This window comes from Achromobacter sp. LC458, from assembly GCF_001005835.2.
Taxonomy (GTDB): domain Bacteria; phylum Pseudomonadota; class Gammaproteobacteria; order Burkholderiales; family Burkholderiaceae_B; genus Achromobacter; species Achromobacter spanius_B.
In genome coordinates this window covers 208,738-232,035 of record NZ_LBHW02000005.1, presented here as the reverse complement: position 1 = coordinate 232,035, position 23,298 = coordinate 208,738, and the positions used below count along the sequence as shown (strand labels likewise).

The 23,298-nt window shown below is 63.2% G+C and carries 22 protein-coding genes and 1 tRNA gene; 6 read left to right on the top strand and 17 right to left on the bottom strand.

The window, feature by feature from the left end; all coding sequences use genetic code 11:
• The first annotated feature begins 5 nt into the window (after positions 1–5).
• Positions 6–1,667: a DNA repair protein RecN gene (recN, locus tag YH64_RS06850; protein ID WP_046803418.1), complete on the top strand. Its 1,662-nt coding sequence runs from the start codon at positions 6–8 to the stop codon at positions 1,665–1,667.
• A 235-nt stretch (positions 1,668–1,902) separates the two neighbouring features.
• Here recN and fur read toward each other — a convergent pair whose 3' ends face one another.
• Positions 1,903–2,322 carry a ferric iron uptake transcriptional regulator gene (gene fur, locus YH64_RS06845; RefSeq protein WP_046803419.1) on the bottom strand — a complete coding sequence of 140 codons (420 nt, stop codon included), beginning with the start codon at positions 2,320–2,322 and terminating at the stop codon, positions 1,903–1,905.
• 156 nt (positions 2,323–2,478) lie between these two features.
• On the opposite strand from fur, the gene YH64_RS06840 reads away from it, so the two are divergent.
• Both YH64_RS06840 and dapB read left to right on the top strand, forming a co-directional pair.
• On the top strand, positions 2,479–3,015 hold the full coding sequence (locus YH64_RS06840; protein WP_046803420.1) for an outer membrane protein assembly factor BamE: 537 nt from the start codon (positions 2,479–2,481) through the stop codon (positions 3,013–3,015).
• A gap of 19 nt (positions 3,016–3,034) precedes the next feature.
• A complete protein-coding gene (gene dapB, locus YH64_RS06835; RefSeq protein ID WP_046803421.1) occupies positions 3,035–3,826 on the top strand; it encodes a 4-hydroxy-tetrahydrodipicolinate reductase in 792 nt (263 codons plus the stop codon).
• A gap of 108 nt (positions 3,827–3,934) precedes the next feature.
• Here the strand turns inward: dapB and murB are convergent, their stop codons facing one another.
• Complete coding sequence (murB, locus tag YH64_RS06830) at positions 3,935–4,981, bottom strand: UDP-N-acetylmuramate dehydrogenase (RefSeq protein WP_143215273.1); 1,047 nt, start codon at positions 4,979–4,981, stop codon at positions 3,935–3,937.
• Positions 4,982–5,220: 239 nt separating this feature from the next.
• Between murB and YH64_RS06825 the strand changes: the two genes are divergently transcribed.
• Positions 5,221–5,296 (top strand) — tRNA-Gly (locus tag YH64_RS06825).
• Positions 5,297–5,554: 258 nt separating this feature from the next.
• Entirely contained in the window at positions 5,555–6,265 is a 711-nt protein-coding gene (locus YH64_RS06820; RefSeq protein ID WP_143215272.1) for a hypothetical protein, read from the top strand.
• Positions 6,266–6,390: 125 nt separating this feature from the next.
• On the opposite strand, the gene YH64_RS06815 is transcribed toward YH64_RS06820, so the two are convergent.
• The 3 genes from YH64_RS06815 to YH64_RS06805 all read right to left on the bottom strand — a co-directional run bounded on the left by YH64_RS06815 (position 6,391) and on the right by YH64_RS06805 (position 12,476).
• The gene (locus tag YH64_RS06815) at positions 6,391–9,015 is read right to left on the bottom strand and encodes a S8 family serine peptidase (protein ID WP_052945939.1); all 2,625 of its coding nucleotides are present in this window, start codon (positions 9,013–9,015) and stop codon (positions 6,391–6,393) included.
• Positions 9,016–9,148: 133 nt separating this feature from the next.
• Positions 9,149–10,669: a lytic polysaccharide monooxygenase gene (locus YH64_RS06810; RefSeq protein ID WP_046803424.1), complete on the bottom strand. Its 1,521-nt coding sequence runs from the start codon at positions 10,667–10,669 to the stop codon at positions 9,149–9,151.
• Between the two features lie 271 nt (positions 10,670–10,940).
• Entirely contained in the window at positions 10,941–12,476 is a 1,536-nt protein-coding gene (locus YH64_RS06805) for a lytic polysaccharide monooxygenase (RefSeq protein WP_046803425.1), read from the bottom strand.
• 64 nt (positions 12,477–12,540) lie between these two features.
• Here YH64_RS06805 and YH64_RS06800 point away from each other — a divergent pair, with 64 nt between their 5' ends.
• Entirely contained in the window at positions 12,541–12,732 is a 192-nt protein-coding gene (locus YH64_RS06800) for a hypothetical protein (protein ID WP_143215271.1), read from the top strand.
• On the opposite strand, the gene YH64_RS06795 is transcribed toward YH64_RS06800, so the two are convergent.
• The 12 genes from YH64_RS06795 to YH64_RS06745 all read right to left on the bottom strand — a co-directional run bounded on the left by YH64_RS06795 (position 12,716) and on the right by YH64_RS06745 (position 23,297).
• Positions 12,716–13,888, bottom strand: a complete 1,173-nt coding sequence (locus tag YH64_RS06795) for a sensor histidine kinase KdpD (protein WP_046803426.1) — start codon at positions 13,886–13,888, stop codon at positions 12,716–12,718. The genes YH64_RS06800 and YH64_RS06795 overlap by 17 nt on opposite strands.
• Before the next feature lie 147 nt (positions 13,889–14,035).
• Complete coding sequence (locus tag YH64_RS06790; RefSeq protein ID WP_046803427.1) at positions 14,036–14,722, bottom strand: response regulator transcription factor; 687 nt, start codon at positions 14,720–14,722, stop codon at positions 14,036–14,038.
• A 243-nt stretch (positions 14,723–14,965) separates the two neighbouring features.
• The gene (locus tag YH64_RS06785; RefSeq protein WP_255444172.1) at positions 14,966–15,436 is read right to left on the bottom strand and encodes a type II secretion system protein; all 471 of its coding nucleotides are present in this window, start codon (positions 15,434–15,436) and stop codon (positions 14,966–14,968) included.
• 10 nt (positions 15,437–15,446) lie between these two features.
• Positions 15,447–15,836 carry a type II secretion system protein gene (locus tag YH64_RS06780; protein ID WP_046803429.1) on the bottom strand — a complete coding sequence of 130 codons (390 nt, stop codon included), beginning with the start codon at positions 15,834–15,836 and terminating at the stop codon, positions 15,447–15,449.
• Positions 15,811–16,287, bottom strand: a complete 477-nt coding sequence (locus tag YH64_RS06775; RefSeq protein ID WP_046803430.1) for a type II secretion system protein — start codon at positions 16,285–16,287, stop codon at positions 15,811–15,813. Before YH64_RS06775 ends, YH64_RS06780 begins: the two co-directional genes overlap by 26 nt.
• A 9-nt stretch (positions 16,288–16,296) precedes the next feature.
• The gene (locus tag YH64_RS06770) at positions 16,297–18,129 is read right to left on the bottom strand and encodes a type II secretion system protein GspD (protein ID WP_162941160.1); all 1,833 of its coding nucleotides are present in this window, start codon (positions 18,127–18,129) and stop codon (positions 16,297–16,299) included.
• A gap of 50 nt (positions 18,130–18,179) precedes the next feature.
• Positions 18,180–18,632, bottom strand: coding sequence for a hypothetical protein (locus tag YH64_RS30090; protein ID WP_046803431.1), 453 nt, complete (start codon positions 18,630–18,632; stop codon positions 18,180–18,182).
• Between the two features lie 11 nt (positions 18,633–18,643).
• The gene (locus YH64_RS06765; RefSeq protein WP_046803432.1) at positions 18,644–19,216 is read right to left on the bottom strand and encodes a hypothetical protein; all 573 of its coding nucleotides are present in this window, start codon (positions 19,214–19,216) and stop codon (positions 18,644–18,646) included.
• Positions 19,213–19,740 (bottom strand): hypothetical protein, encoded by a 528-nt coding sequence (locus tag YH64_RS06760; RefSeq protein WP_143215270.1) that lies wholly within the window; start codon positions 19,738–19,740, stop codon positions 19,213–19,215. Before YH64_RS06760 ends, YH64_RS06765 begins: the two co-directional genes overlap by 4 nt.
• The gene (locus YH64_RS06755; RefSeq protein WP_046803434.1) at positions 19,728–20,483 is read right to left on the bottom strand and encodes a hypothetical protein; all 756 of its coding nucleotides are present in this window, start codon (positions 20,481–20,483) and stop codon (positions 19,728–19,730) included. The genes YH64_RS06760 and YH64_RS06755 overlap by 13 nt, the downstream gene beginning before the upstream one ends.
• On the bottom strand, positions 20,464–22,062 hold the full coding sequence (locus YH64_RS06750) for a GspE/PulE family protein (protein WP_046803540.1): 1,599 nt from the start codon (positions 22,060–22,062) through the stop codon (positions 20,464–20,466). The genes YH64_RS06755 and YH64_RS06750 overlap by 20 nt, the downstream gene beginning before the upstream one ends.
• Positions 22,063–22,103: 41 nt before the next feature.
• Positions 22,104–23,297, bottom strand: coding sequence for a type II secretion system F family protein (locus tag YH64_RS06745; RefSeq protein WP_046803435.1), 1,194 nt, complete (start codon positions 23,295–23,297; stop codon positions 22,104–22,106).
• Between the last annotated feature and the right edge of the window lies 1 nt (position 23,298).

The window sequence follows — 23,298 nt, the reverse complement described above, 5'->3', positions numbered from 1 at the left end:
CCGACATGCTGCGCACCCTGCATATCCGCGACTTCGTCATCGTCGAACAGACCGAAATCCATTTCGGCCCCGGCTTCACCGTGTTCTCCGGCGAGACCGGGGCGGGCAAATCCATCCTGGTGGACGCGCTGGCGCTTGCGCTGGGCGAACGCGGCGACGCCAGCATGCTGCGCGAAGGCGCACCGCGCGCCGACATCACTGCCGTGTTCGATACGCCGAAGTCATTGCACGGCTGGCTGAACGAACGCGAGATCGACGTCGATGACGAACTGTCGCTGCGCCGGGTCATCGACGCGCAGGGCCGCAGCCGCGCCTACATCAACGGCACGCCCGCCACCGTGGGGCAGCTGCGCGAATTGGGCGACAGCCTGGTCGACATCCACGGCCAACACGCCCATCAAAGCCTGATGCGCCCCGACGCACAGCGCGATCTGCTGGACGCGCACGGCGGCCATGGCGATCTGCGCCAGGCCGTGAGCCAGGCGTGGAAGCAATGGCGCGCGCTGGCGCGGCAGCTCGAAGCCGCCGAAAAAGACGCCGCCAGCCTGGCCAACGAACGCGACCGGCTGCAATGGCAGGTGGACGAACTGGATCAGCTGGCACTGGGCCCCGACGAATGGGAATCCTTGCAGTCCGAGCACACGCGCTTGTCGCATTCGCAGTCGCTGCTGGACGGCGCCTCGCAAATCCTGGAAGCGCTGGACGGCGAAGGCGATTCCGCGCACCACCGCGTCACGGCCGCCAATCACCGCATTCAGCAAATGCTGCGGCATGACCCCGGCCTGCAAGGCGTGTACGACGAACTGGAGTCCGCCCGCATCGCGATCAGCGAAGCCGTGTCCGACCTGAACAACTACGTCAGCCGCGTCGATCTGGACCCCAAGCGCTTGGCCGACGTCGAAGCACGCCTGGGCCTGGTGTTCGAGACCGCGCGCAAATTCCGCGTCGAGCCCGACGCCCTGTGCGAATTGCGCGATTCCCTGCATGCCGAGCTGGCCGCCTTGCAAGCGGCGGGCGATATCGATGCGCTGCGGGCTCAGTCAGTTGCGGCGCAGTCGCAATACGACACGGCGGCGGCCAAGCTGACGACCGCCCGCCGCAAGATTGCCAAGGACCTGGGCAAGCAAGTCACCCAGGCCATGCAAACGCTGGCCATGCAGGGCGGCAAGTTCGAACCCACCTTGACCGCCGCCGCGCCGTCCGCGCACGGCAACGAGCAGGTTGAATTCCTGGTGGCCGGCCACGCCGGCACCACCCCGCGCCCCCTGGCCAAAGTGGCTTCGGGCGGTGAGTTGTCGCGGATTTCGCTGGCGCTGTCCGTCATTGCCAGCCGCGCGGCGCGCGTGCCGACGTTGATCTTCGACGAAGTCGACAGCGGCGTAGGCGGCGCGGTGGCCGAAGCCGTGGGCAAGCTGCTGCGCGAGCTGGGCGAACGCCATCAAGTGCTGTGCGTGACCCACTTGCCCCAGGTAGCCGCCTGCGCGAACAACCAATTCCTGGTCAGCAAGACGGAATCTCGCGGCACCACGCGCTCCAGCATCGAAGAACTGGACGCGGCGGCGCGTGTTGAGGAAATCGCCCGGATGCTGGGCGGCATCAAGCTGACCGCCACCACGCGCGAGCACGCCCGCGAAATGCTGGAAGGTTTCGGCCAGCCCGCGGCCTGAGCCGGTTGGGCGCAAGCCGGGGGCAAGTCCAGCCCGGGCTCCAAGGCAAATTCGCGCGAACGCCGTACAAATTACGGCACGAAGCCGCGAGAAAGCCAGGCAAAAACCAGGCAAAGCCGGGCAAAAGCCCCGCCCCCCTCACAGACAAAAAAAAGCCCCTTCATCAAGAAGGGGCTTTTGATCTCACTGGCCCGCAACGAGCGCGGCCACGGACCGTGGGGCGGACGCTAGCGGTTTAGCGCCCTTTCACGCAGCTGCTGCACACGCCGTACAACACCATCGCGTGGCTTTCCAGCGCGAAACCGTTGTCCTTGGCGATCTTCTGCTGGCGCTTTTCGATCTCCGGGTCTGAAAACTCGACCACGGTGCCGCAATTCGTGCAGATCAGGTGATCGTGGTGATCGCCGTCGTTCAGTTCGAACACAGCCTTGCCGCTGTCGAACTGGCTGCGGGCCAGGATGCCGGCCTGCTCGAACTGGGTCAGCACACGGTAGACGGTTGCCAGGCCGATTTCGACGTTTTCGCCGATCAGCGCGCGGTAGACGTCTTCGGCGCTAAGGTGGCGTTGGTCGGATTTGCGGAAAATATCAAGAATTTTCAGGCGCGGAAACGTCGCCTTCAAACCCATGTTCTTCAGTTCGCTTTGGTCGCTCATGGTGTAATCGCTCTCCGTCCGCGTAGGCATGGGCAGGATCAAGGGTGCACCGCGAGTCGGCTCACCTGATTTCATGCCGCCTCGCGGAACTATCCTTATGAAACCTTTATGATAACGGTTTTGTCTGCTTCCAAATAATAGGGGCGCGTAGTGTCCATGATTGCACGAATTCCCTCCCGCTCGCTGAAGACCGGATTGGCCGTCGCCGCCCTGGCCATTGCCCTTGCCGGCTGCTCGGGGGACAAGTGGGGCTTCCCCTACAAGGCCGGTGTCCAGCAAGGCAACTGGATCACCCAGGAGCAAGTCGCGCTGCTCCAGCCGGGCATGAGCCGCGAGCAAGTCCGCTTTGCGCTGGGCAGCCCTACCCTGACCAGCGTGCTGCACGCCAACCGTTGGGACTACCCCTACTATTACAAGCCCGGCTATGGCGAAGCCCGTGAACGCAAGTTCACCGTCTGGTTCGAAAACGACCGCCTGACCCGCTGGGAAGGCGACAAGCAGCCTGATTTGCAGCCCTATCAGCTGAACACGCCCAGCAGCACCGCCGACGAAAAGGCGGACAAGCGCCTGGACCAGGACGAAGCCCGCATCCAAGAAGAGGAAGACCTGAAAAAGCGCGATGCCGCCGCCCCGGTCAGCCCGCTGAATCAGTACCCCGGCCAACCGGGCAACGCGCCTGAGCCGCTTCGGTAACCCCTCAAGGATTTTCTTCATGCGTATTGCAATTGCCGGCGCCAGCGGCCGTATGGGCCAGATGCTGATCGACGCCATCCTCAAGTCCACCGACCTGCAATTGGCAGTGGCGTTGGACCGCAATGGGTCGACGTCGCTGGGCCAGGACGCGGGCGCCCCGCTGGGCCAACAGACCGGCGTGCTGATCACCGATGATCTTGACGCGCTGGCCAACGCCGATTGCCTGATCGATTTCACGCGACCCGAAGGCACGCTTGCCCACTTGCAGGCCTGCGTGAAGCACGGCACGCACGCCGTCATCGGCACCACCGGGTTCGACGACAACGGCCGCGCCGCCATCGAAGTTGCCGCGCAGAAAATCGGCATCGTGTTCGCGCCCAACATGAGCGTGGGTGTGAATGCCACGCTCAAGCTGCTGGACATGGCCGCCCGCATCCTCAATTCCGGATACGACGTTGAAGTGTTCGAAGCGCACCATCGCAACAAGGTCGATGCGCCTTCGGGCACCGCGTTGAAAATGGGCGAGACCATTGCGTCCGCCTGGGACGTGGCGCTGCCGGACGTGGCCACCTGGAGCCGCCATGGCGACACCGGCGTGCGCAAGCCCGGCACCATCGGCTTTTCCGTGCTGCGCGGGGGCGACATCGTGGGCGACCACACCGTGTCGTTCTGCGGCATTGGCGAGCGCATCGAAATCACGCACCGTTCCAGCAGCCGCGCCACCTACGCAGAAGGCGCCCTGCGCGCCGCACGCTTTCTGCAAGACAAGCACAACGGCCTGTACGACATGCAGTCCGTGCTGGGCTTCTAAGCCAGGCGGCGGCGGTGCACGCCGCGCCGCCGGAGCGCCGGAGCGCTCGCCACAAAACCAAAAAGGATCCCTCGGGATCCTTTTTTATTGCACCGTTCGCACCGCGCCCTACACCACCACAGGTTCTGGTTCCAGCATGACACCGTAGCGTGCCTGCACCGACGCTTGAATCGCGCCGGCCAACGCCATGATGTCGGCAGCGTTGGCGCCGCCGCGATTGACCAGCACCAGCGCCTGCCTGTCATGCACCCCCGCCGCGCCCAGGGCCTGCCCCTTCCAGCCGCACTGGTCGATCAGCCAGCCGGCTGCCAGCTTGTAGCGGCCGTCCGGTTGCGCGTACGACACCAACCCGGGAAAGCGTTCGGCCAGATCGTCCCGCACGTCGGCGGTCACGATGGGGTTCTTGAAAAAGCTGCCGGCGTTGCCGGTCACGGCGGGGTCCGGCAGCTTGGCGCGGCGAATGTCGCAAACCGCGTCGAAAATGTCGCGCGCGCTTGGCACGCCATGGGCCAGCCGTTCGTGGCGTTGCAGGTCCGGGTAGCCCAGCACGGGGCGCCAGGGGCGCGGCAAGGCGAACCGCACGCTGACGATGATCCAGCGGCCGGGCGCGTCGTGTTTGAAGGTGCTATCCCGGTACGAAAAGCGGCAATCGGACGGGCCCATTTCAACAAGCCTTGCCGCCGTCACATCCCAGGCGGTCAGGCTATGGAAGCGCTGTTCGAACTCGACGCCGTAAGCGCCGATGTTCTGCACCGGCGCGGCCCCGACCGTACCGGGAATCAACGCCAGGTTTTCCAGGCCATCCCAACCCTGATCGACGCAATGTTCGACAAAGCCATGCCAGCTTTCCCCACCCGCCGCTTCCACCAGGCGGACGTCGGGCGCGTCTTGCAACAGCCGCACGCCCCTGAACGCCACCTTGGCCACCAGGCCGGAAACGCGTTCAGGCAGGACAACATTGCTGCCGCCGCCCAGCACCAGGAGGCTGTCCGCGCGGCGTGCCAAGTCGGACAAGGCCGGCAATTGCGCGGCATCATCCAGTGTGACGAAGGCTTCAGCTTGCGACGCCAGACCCAGCGTATTGAGCCGGCTTAGATCGTGGGCGGCGGGAGTCAGCGCGGCTGGCGCCGTGTTGATAGCAGGGGCAGTTGACATGGGTGCTACGGGCTATGCTATAGTTTCGGTCTTCGCTCATATTACTTGATTGAGTGTTTTGGTTTGAGTACCCCGCTTTTCAACAGCCGCTCGTTATAGAGAACACGGCGAAAACGCGAAAAATCTCAGTCCAATGACAAGCTCGAAAAAATCATGTAAGATGCGCGCCTTCTGATCGATAACCAAGTTGATCAGAGTGCACAAGAAAACGGTTCTGAGCAGTTCATGACGGAACCCATGCGGGAGTAGCTCAGTTGGTAGAGCGCAACCTTGCCAAGGTTGAGGTCGCGAGTTCGAGACTCGTCTCCCGCTCCAAATTCAGATGTGCAGCGGTCAAGCAACCCCGTGTTCTTGATCTCTGCAGTCACCTAAGAAGGGCTCGACACTTGTTGTCCGGCCCTTTTTTCATTTCCGCCGCCATTAGCTGTGCCCGCCATTAGCTGCGCCCGCCAAAACCAGACCCCTGCCATTACCAGACTCCTCTGATTGCTTCTTGCGAATCCGGATGCTTTGCTCTTGGGTTGTATCGCGGACGCCGCGTCGCCGCGTTCGCTGCGCTCCGGAGGCTTGGCCATGACATTGACTCGCGCGGTGTTGCTGCACCGCTTGAAAACCGCCTGCTACACCATCAGCTCCATCGTGCTGATCAGCTGGGTAACCGATGCGCTCAATGAAGGGCTGATGTTCAAGCCTTTGCTGCGCTACTTCTACCCCACCACCGTTGAAAAGTATCAGCATCCGTTCACGGACCACCCCAGCCTGTTGATCTGGCTGGTTCCGTTGCTGGCGGGTTTATCCTTGACGATCGCCTCGTCGGCGATGGCGGTGCACCACCTGAAGCGGCGGCCTCGGTATCGGCTAAGCGCCGCACCCGCCCCTCCCTCACAATTGATCGGGCTGGCATCGGGCGGCCGCGCGCTGTCTTCTTTCTGCGCCGCTCGCGGTTCCTTCCAGCCACGCACATTCCATGCCCTGTATCGGCACGCCGACGAGCTGGCCGCGCTTGAAGCGCCATGCGCCGCCGCCGGGGTGCACCTGCAAGGCCATCCGTTACCAGACGTGCAAGACATGCAGCAGCATCACGCCCACCTGCACCATCTACTGGCCGGCATCCGCCGCGCAGCTGGCCCCGACGCGGCCATCGGCTTTGACCTGAGCGGCCTGCCGGCCGAGCTGGCCAGCGTCGCCACGCTGGCGGGTCCGCAGCACGGCGTCATGCTGTGCCAGGTCGACAAGCAGGGGCAAGCACGCACCTATCGCGTGGTGGCGGACATGCAGGCCTGAAGCCCATGAGAGCGGCTCGCCAAAAAAAAGCCCCCACCGGAAAACCGGCGGGGGCAGCGCATCACGCAACCATCGCGCGACGCTTAACGCTTAGTGCTTAATGCTTGATGCTTAATGCTTAATGCTTAACGCTGCATCCACGCATCGCGCCAATGCGAACCCGTGCCGGGCGCATAGTGCGACGGCGACTGGCTGCACCAGCCGCTGTACGGGAAGATCTTGCATTCAAACGTCTTCCCCACGTTCATGACCTTGTCACCCGCCTTATAGATGGTGCCCGCCTTGTACTGCGGGTGCCCACCCACGGCTGCCTGCGCCTGCACCGTCACGGTGTGGCTGGCCTGGACTTCGCCGCGCGAGTTGCTCACCGTCAGCGTAAAGCGGTAAGGCGTGTCCTTCGTGCTGGTCGGCGCGACAAAGCTGATGTCCGCCTGGTCCAACGCACCGGCGGAAATACCCGCGGGCACGGTCCAGCGGTAGCGCAGGTCCGTTCCGGTGGATGCCTTGCCCGACAAGACGACGCGCTCGCCGCCCTTGACCGTGGCGGGGCCGCTCAACTTGGCTTGCGGCGCAATGACTTCAGGCACCACGACCTTGGCCTTGGCTTTCACCACGTGAGTGGCGGTTGCGGTACGACCGCGCTCGTCCGTCACGGCCAGCTTGAACGTCAGGTTGCGATCCTGCGCCAGCGGGGGACCATAAAACGTAACGGTCGCGCCGTTGGCCTGTAGTCCGATCTCGTCCAGGCTCGTCCACACGTACTTCAGGCCTTGGCCCGTGGAACCGCTGGCCGACAAGGTGGCCGGCTGCAACGCCGCGACTTCAGCGGGACCGCTGATGCGAGCAACGGGCAGCGGAATCGGCGTGGGCTCCAGGTCGCAGGACTCGGGCATCTTCCACGGCTTGCCGTACTGCGCCGAGTTCTTGTCCGGCGCGGCGTCCACGTTCCAGTAGTTCTGGTGGTAGACCTTGCCGTTGTACGACACCGCTTCGTTCGGCACGTTGTACACCTTGCGGGCATCCCACGCGGGCGCGTTGGCGCACACGCCCGCCGCCTTCGCCTTGACCAGCACACCATGGTGCGTGGACGCGCTGCGCCCTTGCGAGTCGGTCACTTTCAGCGTGATGCGGTAGGCGACGTCCTTTGCGCTTTCCGGTGCAACAAAGCTGCCCTTGACGCCCTGCTCAATGAACGTCAGCGCGGGCTGGCTGCTCCACGCATAGTTCAAACCCTTGCCAGTCGAATCCGCGGCCGACAACACCACCTTGTCGCCCGCATTCGCTTGCGACGAGCCGACGACATGCGCTTGAGGCGCCTGCCCGCCGACGCTGTCGCCGCCCAGCAGCTCCGCCGCACGCACCAGATCGGGCTGCACGCCGATAGGACGAGCCGGATTGACGATGGGCACGGGGTTGCCGCTGTCCACCAGGATCTGCCGCATGACCTTGGGCGGGATATTGCCCAGGCCGCGCTCGCGCGCCAGGCTTTGCAGCCACGCCACGCTACCCGCAATGATGGGGTTGGCGGACGACGTGCCGCTGTACGCCGTGGTGTACAGGTTGTGCTGACCTTCCTTCCAGTCGGTGGTGGTGACGCGCCCACCCCAAGAGAACATATCGACGCGGCTGCCCGTTTCCGAGAACCACGCGACCTGGCCCTGCACCGGGTCGGCCGCGCCGACGTAGATGGCGCCCGAATCGCGCTTGGTACGGTCATAGCGTCCACGGAACCACGGGTCGTCCAGGTTGGCCGCGCCGTTGGCCGCCGCCAGCACCACATGCACGCCCTTTTCCTTGGTCAGATACGAAATGGCGTCATAGACCACATCCACGTGTTCCACGGGCAACCAGCATGCCGTGGTCGGGCCGCAGCCGTTGCTGAACTTGTAGTGCACGCCGATCTGCACCACGTCGCCGGCCTGCAGCACGTTGCGCAGATCGACCATGCCGCTGGGGCTGTACTTGGTATAGCCGGCCTGCGCTTGCGGCACGATGCCCGTCACGCCATAGCCGTTGTCCTGCCCGAACATGATGCCGGCCGACATCGTGTCGTGCGAATCGGGCTTTTCCACATACTGCCCGTGATGCAGGAAAGGCTTGGGCAGATCAACGTGGTCGAAATCCCAATGGTTGATCTCGTTCGAAATCAGACGCACATTCGCGCCATAGTGCCCGGTCAAGCGCTGCGCCTCGAAGGCGTTGACGCCGCCCAACGGCCAATAGCCGGGCTTGGGCGACTGCATATAGTTCTGGCACGTCGGCGCCATTGCGCCGTCGCACTTGGTGTAGTCCGGCGTGCCGGGCGCCGCGCGCGTGATCGCCATGGCGGGATCGGCTTGCAGGCCGTCACCAATCGACATCGGCACGGGCTCGATCTGCGCGCTTTCCACCAACGGGTTTTCAAGCAGCTGCTTGACCAGCAATTCCGCGTCGCGGCCGCGCATCATCTCGGCCGAAATCTTGTAGTAGCGCGTAAGGTTATGGCGTTCCAGTGCCGCGATATCCTCGTAGTTGCGCATCATCGGCGACATCGGGATCAACGGCTCCATGCCGGGCGTCAGGCGCGTCAGCGCATCCATGGCGCCGGCCACTTCGGGCGTGGGCGCCGTGCGCTGGGCCGGGTTGGGAGCTTCGGCCTTCAGCCGAACGTAAATAGGCCGGGGTTCGTCGGCTGACGCCGCATGCCCCGGAGCGGAAAACGCCGTGCCTAGTGCCAGCACGAGCATCGAAAACGGTATTTTGTTTTTCATGGCTATTCAGTGATTCGCCTTGACGGCGAATCCAACAACGCAAAAAGAAAGCCCACCTCCCATCGCTGAGAGGGGGCTGGCGTCCAACGCGGGCCAAGGCGTGTTGACCTCGGCCCGCCTTGACAACGACGGCTTACTTCACCAGATCCCAGGCCTGGGTCCAGTAGCCGCCCTTACCGGGCTCGTAATGGAACGGCGACTGGCCGCACCAGTTCGTGTAGGGCCACGGCTTGCACTCGTAGACCTTGCCCAGGTTCGTCACGCGCTCAAGCGCCTTGTAGGCAGTGCCGGCCTTGTAGGCGGGCGGCGTATCGCCGGTGCCACCATTGCCACCGTTACCGCCGGTGCCGCCATTACCGCCATTACCACCATTACCGCCTTCGTCAACGATGACTTCCGGCTTGCCCTTGACCGTCACAACGTGGGTCGCATCCGATGCGCCCTTGTCGTTACGCGTGTTCAGCGTGAACGAGTACTGCTGGTCCTTCGTTTGCGTCGGCGCCACGAAGCTCAGCGTGGGCTGGTCCTTCACCGCGACGGTGATGCCGGCCGGCACGGTCCACGAGAACTTCAGGTCGGTACCGGTCGAGGCCGAGCCCGACAGCTGCACCTTCTGACCCGCTTGCACATTCACCGGGCCGGTGATGCTGGACAGCGGCGGGATCACCACGGGGTCCGGCTTGATCTCGGCCGCTTCCTTGGTCACCACAAAGTGGTACTTGCTGCCGTCCATCGAATAGACGTGCGACTTGTCCACTCCCACGATCGGCGTCACGGTCTTGCCGTCAGCGCCCAACTGGCCGATGCGCACGCGCTTGGACGTGCCGTTGACGGCATTGCCCAGCACTTGCGTCCAACGCTCGCCCTGCACGGCGTTCTCGTCCAGCGGCACGCGCAGCTGTTCCAGGTATTCGCCGTTGCGCTTGGGGTCAGCCAAACGCCACACCAGCGAATCGCCCACCTTGGTTTCACCGATGGAGTACAGCGCGCCGATATCCGACGGCTTGATGACGTTGGACACGCCCTCGATGTTCACGTCGCCGCAAGCGCGATAGGACTCGCCCGAGGTCACGCCGTCGCCCACGTGGTTGGTGTTCCAGACGCTCATGATCAGATGGCGGCCGGTCTTGCCGGCGGGCAGCGTGCAGCTGTATTCCTGCTCACGACCTTCGCCCGCCGCGGCCGGCGTGAAGTCGCGCTGTTCGCAGAACTTTTCAAAGTCGGAGAATTGCAGCGGCTTGGTCGAGTCATACGGCATCTTCGTGATGAAGAATTGCAGCGACTTGGTGCGGTGGGCCACGGTGTGGTTCCACTTCAGCGTGACGTTGCCATTGGCGTCCGGCTTGAGCGTGGTGATGGGCCATTGGGCCAGCGCGTTCAGGCCGCGATGGGACGGCTTGGTGCCACCGTCGCACAGGCGGTCGCCCGGCGTGGTGGCAACGGTTTTTTCGCCGCCCGGCTTCTGCCAGACTTCACGCCAGTCGTACACGCTGCCGCCCTGCGCCTTGAATGCGGCGCAACCTTCGCTCTGACTGCCCGCGTGGCAATGCAGGATGCGCGCCTTCGGATGCGACATGGTGCCGTGAGCCAAAACCGAACCGGATACGGCCGCCAGTACCAGGCCGCCCACCAGAGTTAATTTGAATTTCGCCATTTTTTTATAAACACTTCAGAGTGAGGTTGAATAAATCACCTTCCATGCAGCACGCAGGACAAGGTGAATTCATTCTCGGCCGGAAGCCCTTTGATAATCAAAGTTGATAAACGATTCCTTAAAGCAATTTCCCCACACTCATTAAAAAAATAACCTGCGGCAAAAAAAATCCCCCGCGCTTTCGCACGAGGGACCAGGAACTTCATTTTTCCGCGTTATTCACTGCGGATTTTCAAGCAGTTTCAGCTCAGACTGAGAACAGTGAAGGGAATTACTTCACCAGGTCCCAAGCTTGCTGCCAAGCCAGGCCCTTGCCGGGAGCGTAGTGCAACGGCGAAGCGCTGCACCATGCGGTCACGGGCCAGATCTTGCACTCGTAGACGTTGCCGCCGTTGGTGACCTTGTCGCCAGCTGCGTACGTGGTGCCTTCCTTGTAGGCCGGGTACTGGCCGGTCTGACCGTCGTTGCCGCCGGTGTTGCCGCCTTCGTTACCGCCGGTGTTGCCACCGTCAGTGCCGCCGCCGGTTTGGGCTTGCTTCTTGACCAGGACCGAATGCGTCTTGCTCGACGAACCCTTTTCGTTCGTGACCTTGACGGTGAACGAGTAGGACTTGTCTTGCGTCAGCGTCGGAGCCGTGAAGCTCAGGTCAGCCTGGTTCAGCGCCGAAGCGGTGATGCCAGCCGGAGCCGTCCACTGGAACTTCAGCGTACCGCCACCGTTGTTCGAACCCTTGGCCGACAGCGAAACGCGCTCGCCAGCATTGGCCGTTGCCGGGCCAGTCAGTTGAGCCGTAGGCGCATTGATGACGACGGGCGGCGGATCCACCGGCTCGGCAGCCTTCTGGTCAATCGCGAAGCCAACCTTCTTGTTCAGGCCATAGACCTGGTTTTCGGTGTCGCTTTGCTGCGGCAAGACTTGGCCATTGGACTGCATCTTGCCGACCTTGATGACGGACGACTTGTTGTTGACTTCCTTGGCCAGGGCGTACATCCACTGGGCGGCCTTTTCTTCACCGGCCTTGACGATGATCGAATGGCTTTCCAGATCGCCGGCACGGCTCAGATCGAACACGCGCAGGGTCATCTTCGAGCCGACGTTGACTTGGCCGCCTTGCAGCGCACCGCTGGCTTGCCATTGCACGTTGGCAGGCATCACTTCCACGTTCGAGCAAGAGTAGAAACCTTCCTTGGCGTCGCTCGGGTCACGTTGCCACACGCTGTAAATCACGCGCTTGCCGGTAAAGTGGGCGGGAATCTTGACATCCAGGGGCGTAACGGCGTTCACGACTTCCGGGCGCGGCAGAAAGCCGGTATCGCCGATCAGTTCCAGATCTTCCCAGCGCAGGCCGCGCTTGGGGTCGTAGCTGTCTTTGCTGATGTAGGTCTTGAAGTACGTGGTGATGTGCGGTGCCGTTTGCAGGTACTTGAATTGCGCATTGCCGTTGGCGTCAGGCGTAACTACCGTGGTGGGCCACTGGTGATCGCCATCCAGCGCCTTCCAACTGTCCTTTCCGCCCGCGCACAGCAGGCCGTCAGGGATAAGATCCTTGTGGTTGTTGAACACGCCGCCGATCAAGTTGGACTGCCAGTTTCCAATAAGGTCGTTCGCTTTGCCGCAACCGGAGAACTTGGGATTATTCCAAGGAGTATCAAACTTGTGGCAAGCATATTCCCGGCTCGGGGGATCGATCATGGAACCGTGAGCCGAAGCGGTCGTCGGCGCCATGGCCATGAGCACAGCCTGCGTCAGCGCCGCGACCGGCAAGCCAAGCTTGGCGGCTGCACCGCGCAATGTGGTTTTAGTCATCAAATATCCTATGTTTAGTGGATTGTTTTTCGCATTCTCATGAACCGGAAATCACACGGATCTCGTGAAAGCGAAGCCATTATTCCCGGCGCTGGAAAACGGCAAAACCTTTCTCAATACACTATTAAAAGCAGGTGTTGCATCCTTGCCGCATCGCATTGATGACGCGGTAAAACGCGATAAATCACGCAATACAGAACGTCCAGATGGCCGAAAAAAAGCGCCACGAGGGCGCTTGTTCATGAGGCGGGATTAAGGCCCGTTCGATAACCGGACCGCGCTTCCTGGCGATTACCTTCCGCGCACGGCATCGGCATCAATGGAAATGTGAGCGAAAACTCGCTTCCCTTCCCAGGACGCGAACTGACCGACAATTTTCCGCCGTGCGCATCCACCACCGTGGCCACCAGCGCCAAGCCCATTCCCACGCCGTCACGGCTGCCGGGCTGCACCTGAAAAAACGCCTCGCACAGCTGCGGCATGACCGAATCCGCAATGCCGATACCCTCGTCGATCACACTGATGCGGGCCATATCGCCCTGGCGCTTCAGGCACAACGTGATGCGTGTGGACGGGTTGGAATACTTGATCGCGTTGTCCAGCAGGTTGATGACGGCGCGTTGCAGCATGCAGTAGTCGCCCGACACCCACAGCTTTTCCCCGCATTCGCGGATATGCACGTCGATGCCCTTGCGCTCGGCCAGCAACAGGGTTTGGTCGGCGGCTTCCTGGCCCACGTCGAGCATCGAAACGGGCAGGAAATTCGCCTTATCCAGGCGCTCCGCGCGGGAAAGATGCATGAAGTCCTGCGCCACGGTCAGGCTGTACTGCGCCAGGTCACGCACGGACTGCGCAAAGGCTTCCTGCTTGGGGCAATCGCTTTCGGCGCTTTGCTTTTCCACCATCACCAGGATCGTCGACAGCGGGCTGCGCAGGTCATGCATCATTTGCAGCATCACTTCGTTGTCGCGAGCGCAGTTCGGCTTGGCGTGGGTTACGGCAGGCGCATCCACCGGCGCGGCCGTGCGGGCCAAGACACGTTCACGGCGCGCGCCCCGCGTGGCCATGCGCCAGCGGACTACGCTGATGTACGCCAGCGCCACGCCCACCACGGGCGCCACCATCGGCGTCCAGCGGCGTGCCGTGATCACGACAAAAGCGGCCAGCAGCCAAAACCCGATCAGCCAACCCAATGCCCGCAAGCGCATTTTCGATTGGCCCGCGATCACGCTGAACAACGCCAGGCCCGCCAGAATGCCGAAGTCCGCGAGCACGCCGGGCGCGGCCGCCGTCAGGGGCTGCCCATCGCTGGGCATGGCAAAGCAGAGCAGGATGATGCCCAGGTTGCAGAACAGCAGCGCATCGTTTTTTCTGGCGCCCAGGCGCGTATAAGGCCAAATCAGGAATTTCATCGTCACGCTCGAAAGGTGGGTCGCGATGCGTCAGGCACGCGGTCGGACCGGCAGCGCACGTCAGGCGCGGACTGCGATTGGAAGGGGGGAAGTTGCGTGTACTGCCGAAGCAGCGCGGCGCACTGGCCGGGGCGAATGCCTGCCGGCTCAATACATGCGTTCGAGGCGGTAGCCGTAGTTGTACACGGTAGCGATCACATAGCCGTTGCGCGAGCGCAGGCCCAATGACGAACGCAGGTTGCTGACATAGGTCGCCAGGCTGGCGTCGTACTTGCGGTCGACGGTGCCCCAGATGTGCTGACACAACGCGTCTTTGGTGATGATGCGGCCGGGGCTGCGGAACAGCATCGTGGCCAGATCGAATTCCCGCGTGGGCAAACTGACGGGGCGCCCGTCCACGGTCAACGTCTTGGCTTCCAGGTTGAACGCAAAATGGCCCACCTGGAACTGCGACGCGGTGGCTTCGCCGCGCTGGGATTTGCGCAGCTGTGCGCCCATGCGGGCCAGCAACTCACGTTCGCGCACCGGCTTTTGCAGGTAGTCGTCGGCGCCCATGTTCAGCGCCTGCACGATGCTTTCCTCGTCATCGCGCTGCGTCAGCATCAGGATGGGCATGTTGGGCGCCAGGTTGCATCGCGCCCACTTCAGTACCGCAAGACCCGATGCGCCGGGCACTTCCCAGTCAAGCAGAACGACATCCACGCGTTGTTGTTGCAGTAGCGCGATGAAGCCGTCGCCATCGCGGCGCGAGAAGGCCTGGTGGCCGTGGCTTTGCAGCAGTTTGGTGACCCACTCGACCTGAGTGGGCGAATCTTCAAGAATGGCGACGATCATTGAGTCAACTCTTATGTAAGCGCAATTCCCGAAGATTTTTATTATTACGGCAATCACAATTGATACCCCGACAGAATGATTTCATGCAGGGATAGTCACAACAATAAGAAATTTCTCAAAGCCAAAGTGGGAAAGCCAAATGTCAAGATATGACAACCAGGGCCGAATATGCGGATATTTTCTCGGGCTCTCCACCGGAAAGACCGCGGATTACCAAGAAAATTCCTGGACGTATTTATCTTTTTAATGCGTGATGTGTTGATTAACGCCCATAAATACAAACTTCCAATCCTGATAACTGGATTTTCCTGACATATCGCCCACCTCGGCATCAAAACCATCCTGCTTGATGGGCTTTTTTTCCGACAGGCTATATACCCCCATGATGCCGCCGTCGGGAGATTTGACGATGCCCCATTCCGTGCTGCCTGTTATCGGGTCAGCGTACAGCCGGCGCAGGTGCCTGCGCGTAAACGACACGCGGTCGTCCTTGAGCAAGGCCTCCATGGTTTTGGGATAGGCCGGCGCGGTGCCGGACAGGTAATACGAGGCCAGCGCTCGTTGATATTGCTGGCCGACGAAAAGCAGTTCGGCCTCCTGGTCGCGCAGCTTTTGCATCGACCATGGCTGCACCACCGCCGTCAGCCCCGTGGCCACCGCCATAACCAGCATCAGCACCGTCAGATAGCCGAAGCCCGCCTGACGGCGCGACAACGCACCGCGATCACCACCGCGCATAGTCCAACCCATCCAGCCCCCTGCCGGTCGCGCCGCTGATTACATCGTTCACGCCAGGCGCATCCCCGTTCTGCGGCAACCAGCTGTCGCGTTTACCCGTCACCGGGTCCATGGGAAGCTCGCGCAGGTATTTGTCGGCCACAAGCACATCCAGCGAATCGGGATTGTTGCCATGGTCGGCGCGGTAATCGTCGATAGCGTGACGGATCGATTGCAGGTTGTGACGCAACACCGTTTCGCGCGCACGGTCGTTGCTTTTGAAAAACGACGGCGCCACCAGCGACATCAACGCGCCGATGATAGCCATGACCGCCATCAGCTCAATCAGCGTAAAGCCGGCACAGCCGCGCCTACCATTCTTTGTACGGAACGCCATTGAGGCCCCTTCTTTGACTTTTTGAACGCACATCGAACACGTCACGTCCCGATGAAAACGCATCGACCGAACTGTCATAGCTTCGGGTATCCCAGGTGTCGGCCGCCGAGCGGTTCTCACAGTTTTCACACATCGGGTCCTTGGGCAGGCGGCGCAGGAAATACAACATGCCGCCGTTGGGGTCCGTCTTGTTCTGCACGCCCTTGACCAGGGCTTCCAGGTCCGGCGGATAACCGCTGCGGTCCAGCGGCTTGTCCACCTTGCCCTCGCGGCTGGCCTGGTAATACGCGTCGATGGCGTTGCGCAGCGTGTGCAGGCTTTGCCGTAGCTCGCGCTCCTGTGCGCGTTGCTTGACCAGCGCCGAGAACGGCAGCGCAACGCTCAGCAGCAGGGCCAGCAAGGTCATGGCCGCCATCATTTCGATCAGCGTGAAACCCGATTGCTTGCGCATGTCGCGTCCTTAGAACGGCGGCTTGGCCAGCACCGCGTCCAGCGCCGGGGCGTCGCCGCCCGTCGCCGCGGCTTCCGGGGCGGCGGGCGCCTGGGTCGTCATCGGCATGACGGTGACGCGCGACTCGGTGCCCGACGGGAAGTAGCTGTCGGCAGCCGACGGCAAGGCCATCGAACGTTCGATATGCGGCGTCAACAGCAACACGATTTCCGTGTTCTGGTCCGTCTTCTTCTGACCGCCGAACAAGCTGCCCAGCCAACCCATCACGCTCAGTCCGGGCACACCGCTGCTGCTGCGCGTCTGCTGTTGGTTGACCAGGCCGGCCAGCACCTGCGTTTCGCCATCACGCGCCGTCATCACGGTTTCCGCATTGCGCGTGCTCATCGGGTAGACGACGCCGCCGCCAGCCGTCTTGACCTCGCCCTTCAGGTTGCTGACTTCCATGCTGACGCGCACGCTGACTTCATTGCTCAGGCTGATACGGGGTTCCACTTGCAGGATCAGGCCCACGTCCTGATAGTTGACGGATTCCGTCACCACGCCATTGGCGTTGGTGGTGGTCACGACCGGCACCTTTTCACCGATCTTGATGCTGGCCTTTTCCATGTTGCGAACACGGATCTTGGGATTCGCCAGCACCTTGGTCTTGCCGCGCTTTTGCAGCAGGTTCAGCGCCGCCGACAGATCATTGCGGCTGGTCACCCCGATCTTGCCCTGGTTCAGGCCCAGCAGGTCGCCCACCGTGATGCGGCCGTTTTCGCCTTGGGGCAGCACGGAAAACCGCAGGTCGCTGGGGTAGTCCACGCCCACTTCAAGTTCGTCGCTGGCGTTCACCTCCAGCACCTGCACATCCATCGTCACTTCCGACTGCGCGATGTCCAGCGCCGCCACCACGCGTTCCACCACCGCCATCACTTCAGGCGTGTCGCGCACCAGCACGGCATTTGCGCGTTCGTCCAGGTGCACGTTCTTGGGCGCGCTGATCTGCCGCAACGCCGCCAGCACGTGCGTGGCATCGGCATGGTTCAGGTAGAACACGCGCACCATTAGCTCGCGATACTCCTTGTCCTTGTCCGGGCGCGACGGATAGATCAGCAGGGTGTGCGCATCCAGCACCTTCTTTTCCAACTGATTGGTGCGCAGCAACAGGTTGATCGCGTCTTCGGCGGTGGTCTGCCGGGCCATGATGCTGGCCGGCATGGTCGTCTGCACGTCCGGGTCCAGCACGAAGTCCACGCCGGCCGCCAACGAAATCGTGTCCAGGATCTGCACGATGGGTTGCGCCTTGAAGTTCAGCGTCACGGGCTTGCGCAGCGCGTCGGCCAGCCGGGGCTTGACCGATTGGCGGCCGACGTCGCGGCGTTGCAGCTGGGCGCGCAGCGCTTCGGCTGACGGAAAGCCAGGCTGCTCCTGCAAGATGCGATTGACCTTGTACAGGGCCTCGCGCGGGTGGTCGAATTGCAGCCTCACCGCTTCGGCCAGCTCGGCGTTCAGGTGCACACGTTGTTCCAGCTGCGTCTTGAGCTGCTGGGCGCGCATATTGCCAGGGTTGATCGTCAGCAGCTCCAGCACGTCCTGCAGCGCGGCCTCGTCATCACCCGCGTCCATCTTGACGCGCACACGTTGCAGGATCTCGCGGGTCAACGTCACGCCATCGCGCGCCACGTCCTTGCCCGCTTCGATATCGTTGGGGTTCTTGTCCAGCTTCGCGCGCCCGGCGGCCAGGCGTTCAGCAGTGGTCGGCGCGTCGCCGCCCAGTGCGCGTTTCAGTGATTCCGGGGCCGCGCATCCGCCCAGCAACAGGGTGAAGAATGCGGCCATTACGACAGGTTTTGCAATCATGATGTCTTGCCATTCCCAAAAGAATTTTTTCGTTTCGATGAGCGCCATGCTCATTGCGCCAGCGGCGCCAGGTCCACATGCAGTTCCTTGCCCTGCGGGTCCAACAGCACGGCGCGTTTCGCTTCCAACGCCTTCAAGCGGTACTGCGGCGTCAGGTTGCCGCCCGGCCGCACCGCGCCGTCCATATCGCAGCGCTGGCAGATCAGATAGGTTTCCCCTTGATGCGCCAGCACCACGATGCGGCGCCCGGTGTCGGACCATTCACCGATGGCCGTAAAGGCCGGTGCCGCGGTCGCGCCAACGCCTTCGGGCGCGGTGGGCATGGTGTCGTCCAGGGCCGGCGTGTCGGTCGGCGCGGCGTTGGCCTGGGCGGCGGCGTCCTGGGCAGGTTCGCTGCCGCGATCCAGCAGCGACGTCCAGCTTTGCGAGGGGAACAGATCCACCTCTTGCGTGGTCTCGGCCCACGTGGCGGCCGGCACCAGGGCGGTGATTACCGCGGTCATCCATCGCTTCATCACACCACCCCCAGCATGCTCAAGCGCATCTTTACGTTCACCAGCATGTTTTCCGGTTTCTGCCTGTCCAAGGACAAGGACTCCAGGCGCAACAGCGGCTCTTCGGTCAACTTGCGCAGACCCGCGCTCAGGTCCTGGTACGAACCCACCGCCGTCACATCCACCGACGTGCGGCGCAAGCGGCCCTGGATGGTGTCTTCGCCCTGATACTGGATGTCGACCAGCAGCAGGCCCGAACGCACCAACTGTTCCATCACGGCCAGCTTGCGCTGGTCGGGGTCCAGGCGCAGTTGCACGCGCAGTTCGTCCATGTCATTGCCGGGTGGCGCAACGTGGGGTTGGCAGGCATGCAGCTCGGCGTTCAGTTCCAGCGCCCGCATTTGCAGCGTGCCCTTTTCCGGCCACAGCACCACGACGCAATGCACGATCAAGACCAGCAAGGCGGCCAGGGCCAACAGCCCGCCGCGCCCGAAGCGTTCGGCCCAACATTGAGCATGCCAACGCAGCGGGGAACCGCCGTTGCCCTGGCGCAGCGCGGCCAGGCGGCGACGAATTTCAGCAAAGGACTTCATCGCAGCTCCACCCGCACGGTGGCCATCGTGGCCAGGTTGGGGTCACCCGACTTGATGCCGTGGCGCATCACGGTTGCCCGGATGCCTTCCCCGGCGTTCACGCGCCCGGCGAAGGCGAACACCTCGGTCAGGTCCACGGCCATCAGTTCCAGTTGCACGGTCTTGCCGGCGCCTTCGATCTTCAGGTTCATGACGGCCACGCGGGGGCTCCAGGCCTGTTCGATGGCGCGCAGCAGCACGGGCCGCAACCGGTCCTCGGCACTTTGCGCGGACACCAGCGCGTCCACCTTCTTTTCTTCCGGCGACTGCGCAAGCGCCCGTCGCTGCTCGCGTTCCTGTTGCATGCGGCGTTCGACCAGCTGGCTTTCAAAGCGCGTGACCTCGACCCGCAGCGCCCACAGGTCCCATTGACGCCAGGCGCTCAAGAGGCCGACGCACAGCAACAGCAGCACCACGATGGCGGCAAACGGTTGCGTCGCCCCGCGCTTGGTGAAATTGAGCTTGTTCATCTTCAACCCGGGCATGTCCGTCCTCCCAACATGGCATGGGGAAAGCCCAGCCAGCGCGCGTCTTCGGGCAGCGCGACGTCCGGGGATACCAAGGTGGACGTCCACGCGCATTGCGGCATGACCGGCCGGTCGCACAGCGCCTGCGCCGAGGCAACGGCGGACGCGTGGGATTGACCCGGCGACAACTGCAAGGTGATCATGTCTTCCCACCCCTGCGCCGACGGCCACAGGCACGTCACCGCGCCGGCTTCCGCCAGGACCAGGCAGGCGCCGTCCGTCCGCACGGCGCGTTGAAAGCGATGCAGGGCCGACGACAGCAGATCGTGGCAGGCCGCCACCGTCCACTTCTGTTCGCGCAGCTGGGCTTCCAGGGCGTCCAGCATCACGGCGTCGGCCGCGACGGCCAGGCGAGCCTGCCCATGGCTGGCCGGCCCCAGGCGCACGCGGGTCGGTATCGCGATGCCGCGCTCGCGCAGCAGCGCCTGGGCATAGCCGCACCAGTGCGTATCGCCACCGGGCAAGCCCGGTTGCCAGGGCAGCAACACCGTGTGCACCCAGGGATAACCCAGCCAGATGCGCACGCGGTTGCGCCAGCGCGGGCGCACTGAGGGGCGGCTTGCCAGCAAGGCGGACACGGCTTCGGCGGGCTGGCCGTCATGGACGATCTTCAGCCGCTCGTGCACGGCCGTTGTCGTGGACAACAGGCTGACGTGTTCGGCATCGATCAGAACGGCGTGATCATTCCATAGCGACGGCACGGCAAACCTCCTGATACGTGGTCAGACCATGGGCCACCGCTTCATGGGCGGCGTCGCGCATCGATTGATAGTCGGGGCATTGCGCCAGGGCTTCCTGGCGGCGCTCGGGCGAGCGGTCCAGCAGCGCGGTCTTCATGCGGCTATCCAGGCGCAGGACTTCAGCCAACGCGATGCGGCCCAGAAAACCCGTGTGACGGCAGGCCTCACAGCCAGGGCCCGCGCGCGCTTCGCCCGCGGGCGCGCAATGCGGACACAGGCGCCGCACCAGACGCTGCGAGACCACGCCGTTCAGCGATTCGAGGAACGTGGCGGGTTCGACGTCCATGTACAAAAAGCGGTCGATCACGCTGAACGCGTCGTTGGCGTGCACGGACGACAACACGCGGTGGCCGGTCAGCGCGGACTGCACGGCGATGGCGGCGGTCTCAGCGTCGCGGATTTCACCGACCAGGATCGTGTCCGGATCGTGGCGCAGGATGGACCGCAGGCCGCGCGCGAAGGTCAGGCCCTTTTTCTCGTTCACCGGAATCTGCAAGATGCCGGCCATTTCGTATTCCACCGGATCTTCGATGGTGATCAGCTTTTCGTCGCCGCTGTTCAGCTCGGACAGTGCGCCATACAAGGTGGTGGACTTGCCGCTACCCGTGGGGCCGGTAATCAGCGTCAGCCCATAGGGCAGCTGCGCCAGCACACGAATGCGGCGGGCCGTTTCGGCCGGAAAGCCCAAGGTGTCCAGGCTCAGCTTGTCGCCCCGCTGCGATCGGTCCAATAGACGCAGCACGGCGTTCTCGCCGTGATTGCCCGGCATGATCGACACGCGGAAATCCACCTCGCGCCCTTGCAGCACCACTTTGAAGCGGCCATCCTGCGGCACGCGCTTTTCCGCGATGTCCAGGCTGGACAGCACCTTCAGGCGCGACATCACCTGGTTGGCGGTCACCTGCCCCGGCACCTGGCGGATGCGCAGCATCACGCCGTCGATGCGATAGCGGATCAACAGCCCGTCCTCGTCCGACTCCAGATGGATGTCGCTGGCACGGCTTTGCAAGCCGTCATACAGCGTCATGTTGACCAGGCGGATTACCGGGCTTTCGTCCTTGGCCAGCGAGGCCAGCGAAATCGATTCGACCGCCTTGGCCAACGAGTCGTCCGCCATGTCGACGGCAACGCCGTCCAGCACGCGTTCCGTGGCTTCGGCCTGCTTGAGCCACGCGTCCACCGCGCCGGTGGGGCACACGGCAAAGCGCAATGCGCGGTCGGACAGCATCGCCTGCAACTTCAGGCGCGCATCGCGAGAGAAAGGCGCGGCCATCGCCAGCAGCAATTCGCCATCAACCTGCAAAGGCGCCACGCGGCAGGCCATGGCGTCGGCCAGCGGCAGCACGTCAAAGCGCGGAGTGGCCTGGCGGCATTGCTGCGCGCTTAGCGGCTCCATGCCCAGCGCTTGCGCCAGCACGGGCAGCAGCTGCGGGCGCCGCGCCAGTTCCTCGTCCAGGTAATCGGCCAGGGACAGGCTCAGTTCCGCGGCGCGCTCGCGCCACAACCACCATGCCTCGTCGGCGACGGGTTTGGTTTCCATTGCGACCTTCTCCTGACTGATTTCAACTTGGTTCATTGCGTTCATCCCAAACTCCCGGCCATCTCGAAGATGGGCATGTACAGCAAGATGACGATGGTGCCGACCAGCCCTCCGACCACCAGCATCAGCAGCGGCTCGAACACCTTTCCAAAGACTTCGATGGCGTGGTCCAGCGTGCCGTCATGAAATTGGGCGATGCGTTCGCACATGCCGCCCAGATCGCCGCTTTGTTCGCCTACGCGCAGCAGCCGTTCGGCCACTGCCGTGGTCAAGCCGTGGCGCGCCAGCGTCTCCGACACGCTGCGGCCGGCGCGCAGCTCCTGCAACGCCAGGTCCAGCCGTTCGCCGTAGGCGGGCGGCAGGATGCGTTCAGCCAGCTCGAATGCCTGCAATGCGGGCGTGCCGCCTTCGATCAACAGGCCAACGGTGCGATAAAAGCGCGCCAGCACGAACAGGTTGCCCACATCGCGCAGCTTGGGCAGGCGCCAGAACAGGTTCATCAACGCCGCCTTGACCCGCTGCGTGCGCAGCGCCAAGGCAGCAAAGAGCAGGCTGCCGCCTATGCCCGCGCCCAGCCATTGGCCGTCGGACTTGACCAGGCGCGCCCACCACAACATGGCCTCGGCCGTTGCCGGCAAGGTCCGCATGCTTTCAAACACGATGGCAAAGCGCGGCACCACGAAAAACAGCATGAACAGCAAGATGCCAAAGCCCACTGCGATCACGACCAGCGGATACACCAGCGCGCCCACCACCTTCTTGCGGATGTTCTCGATCCGCGTTTCGTAGTACTGGTAGCGCCGCAGCACCACCGGCAATTGGCCACTGCCTTCGGCGGATGCCACCGTGGCCACCAGCAGCGCCGGATACACCAGGGGTTGCGCCTGCATCGCCTTCGATAGCGGCTGGCCCTGGTACAACAAGCGCAACAACTGGCTCAGCGACGATTGCAGCGCCTTATTGCCCTTGCCTGCCTTGTCGCTTAACGCCTCCAGCGCTTCGATCAACGCCAGCCCGGCGTCCAGCAACGTGGACAGCTCTTGCAGCAACAGGCCCAGCGAAAATGTCTTCTTGCCGCGCGCCTTGATGCCGCGACGCACGGCCGAACGTTGAATGTCCAGAACCATGCCGTCGGCATCGCTCAACTGCGCGCGGGCCTCGCCTTCGCTGGAGGCGCGCACGGTGTGCACGCGCAACGTGCCCTGCTTGAGCAAGCGGATCCTGAACTCATTCATA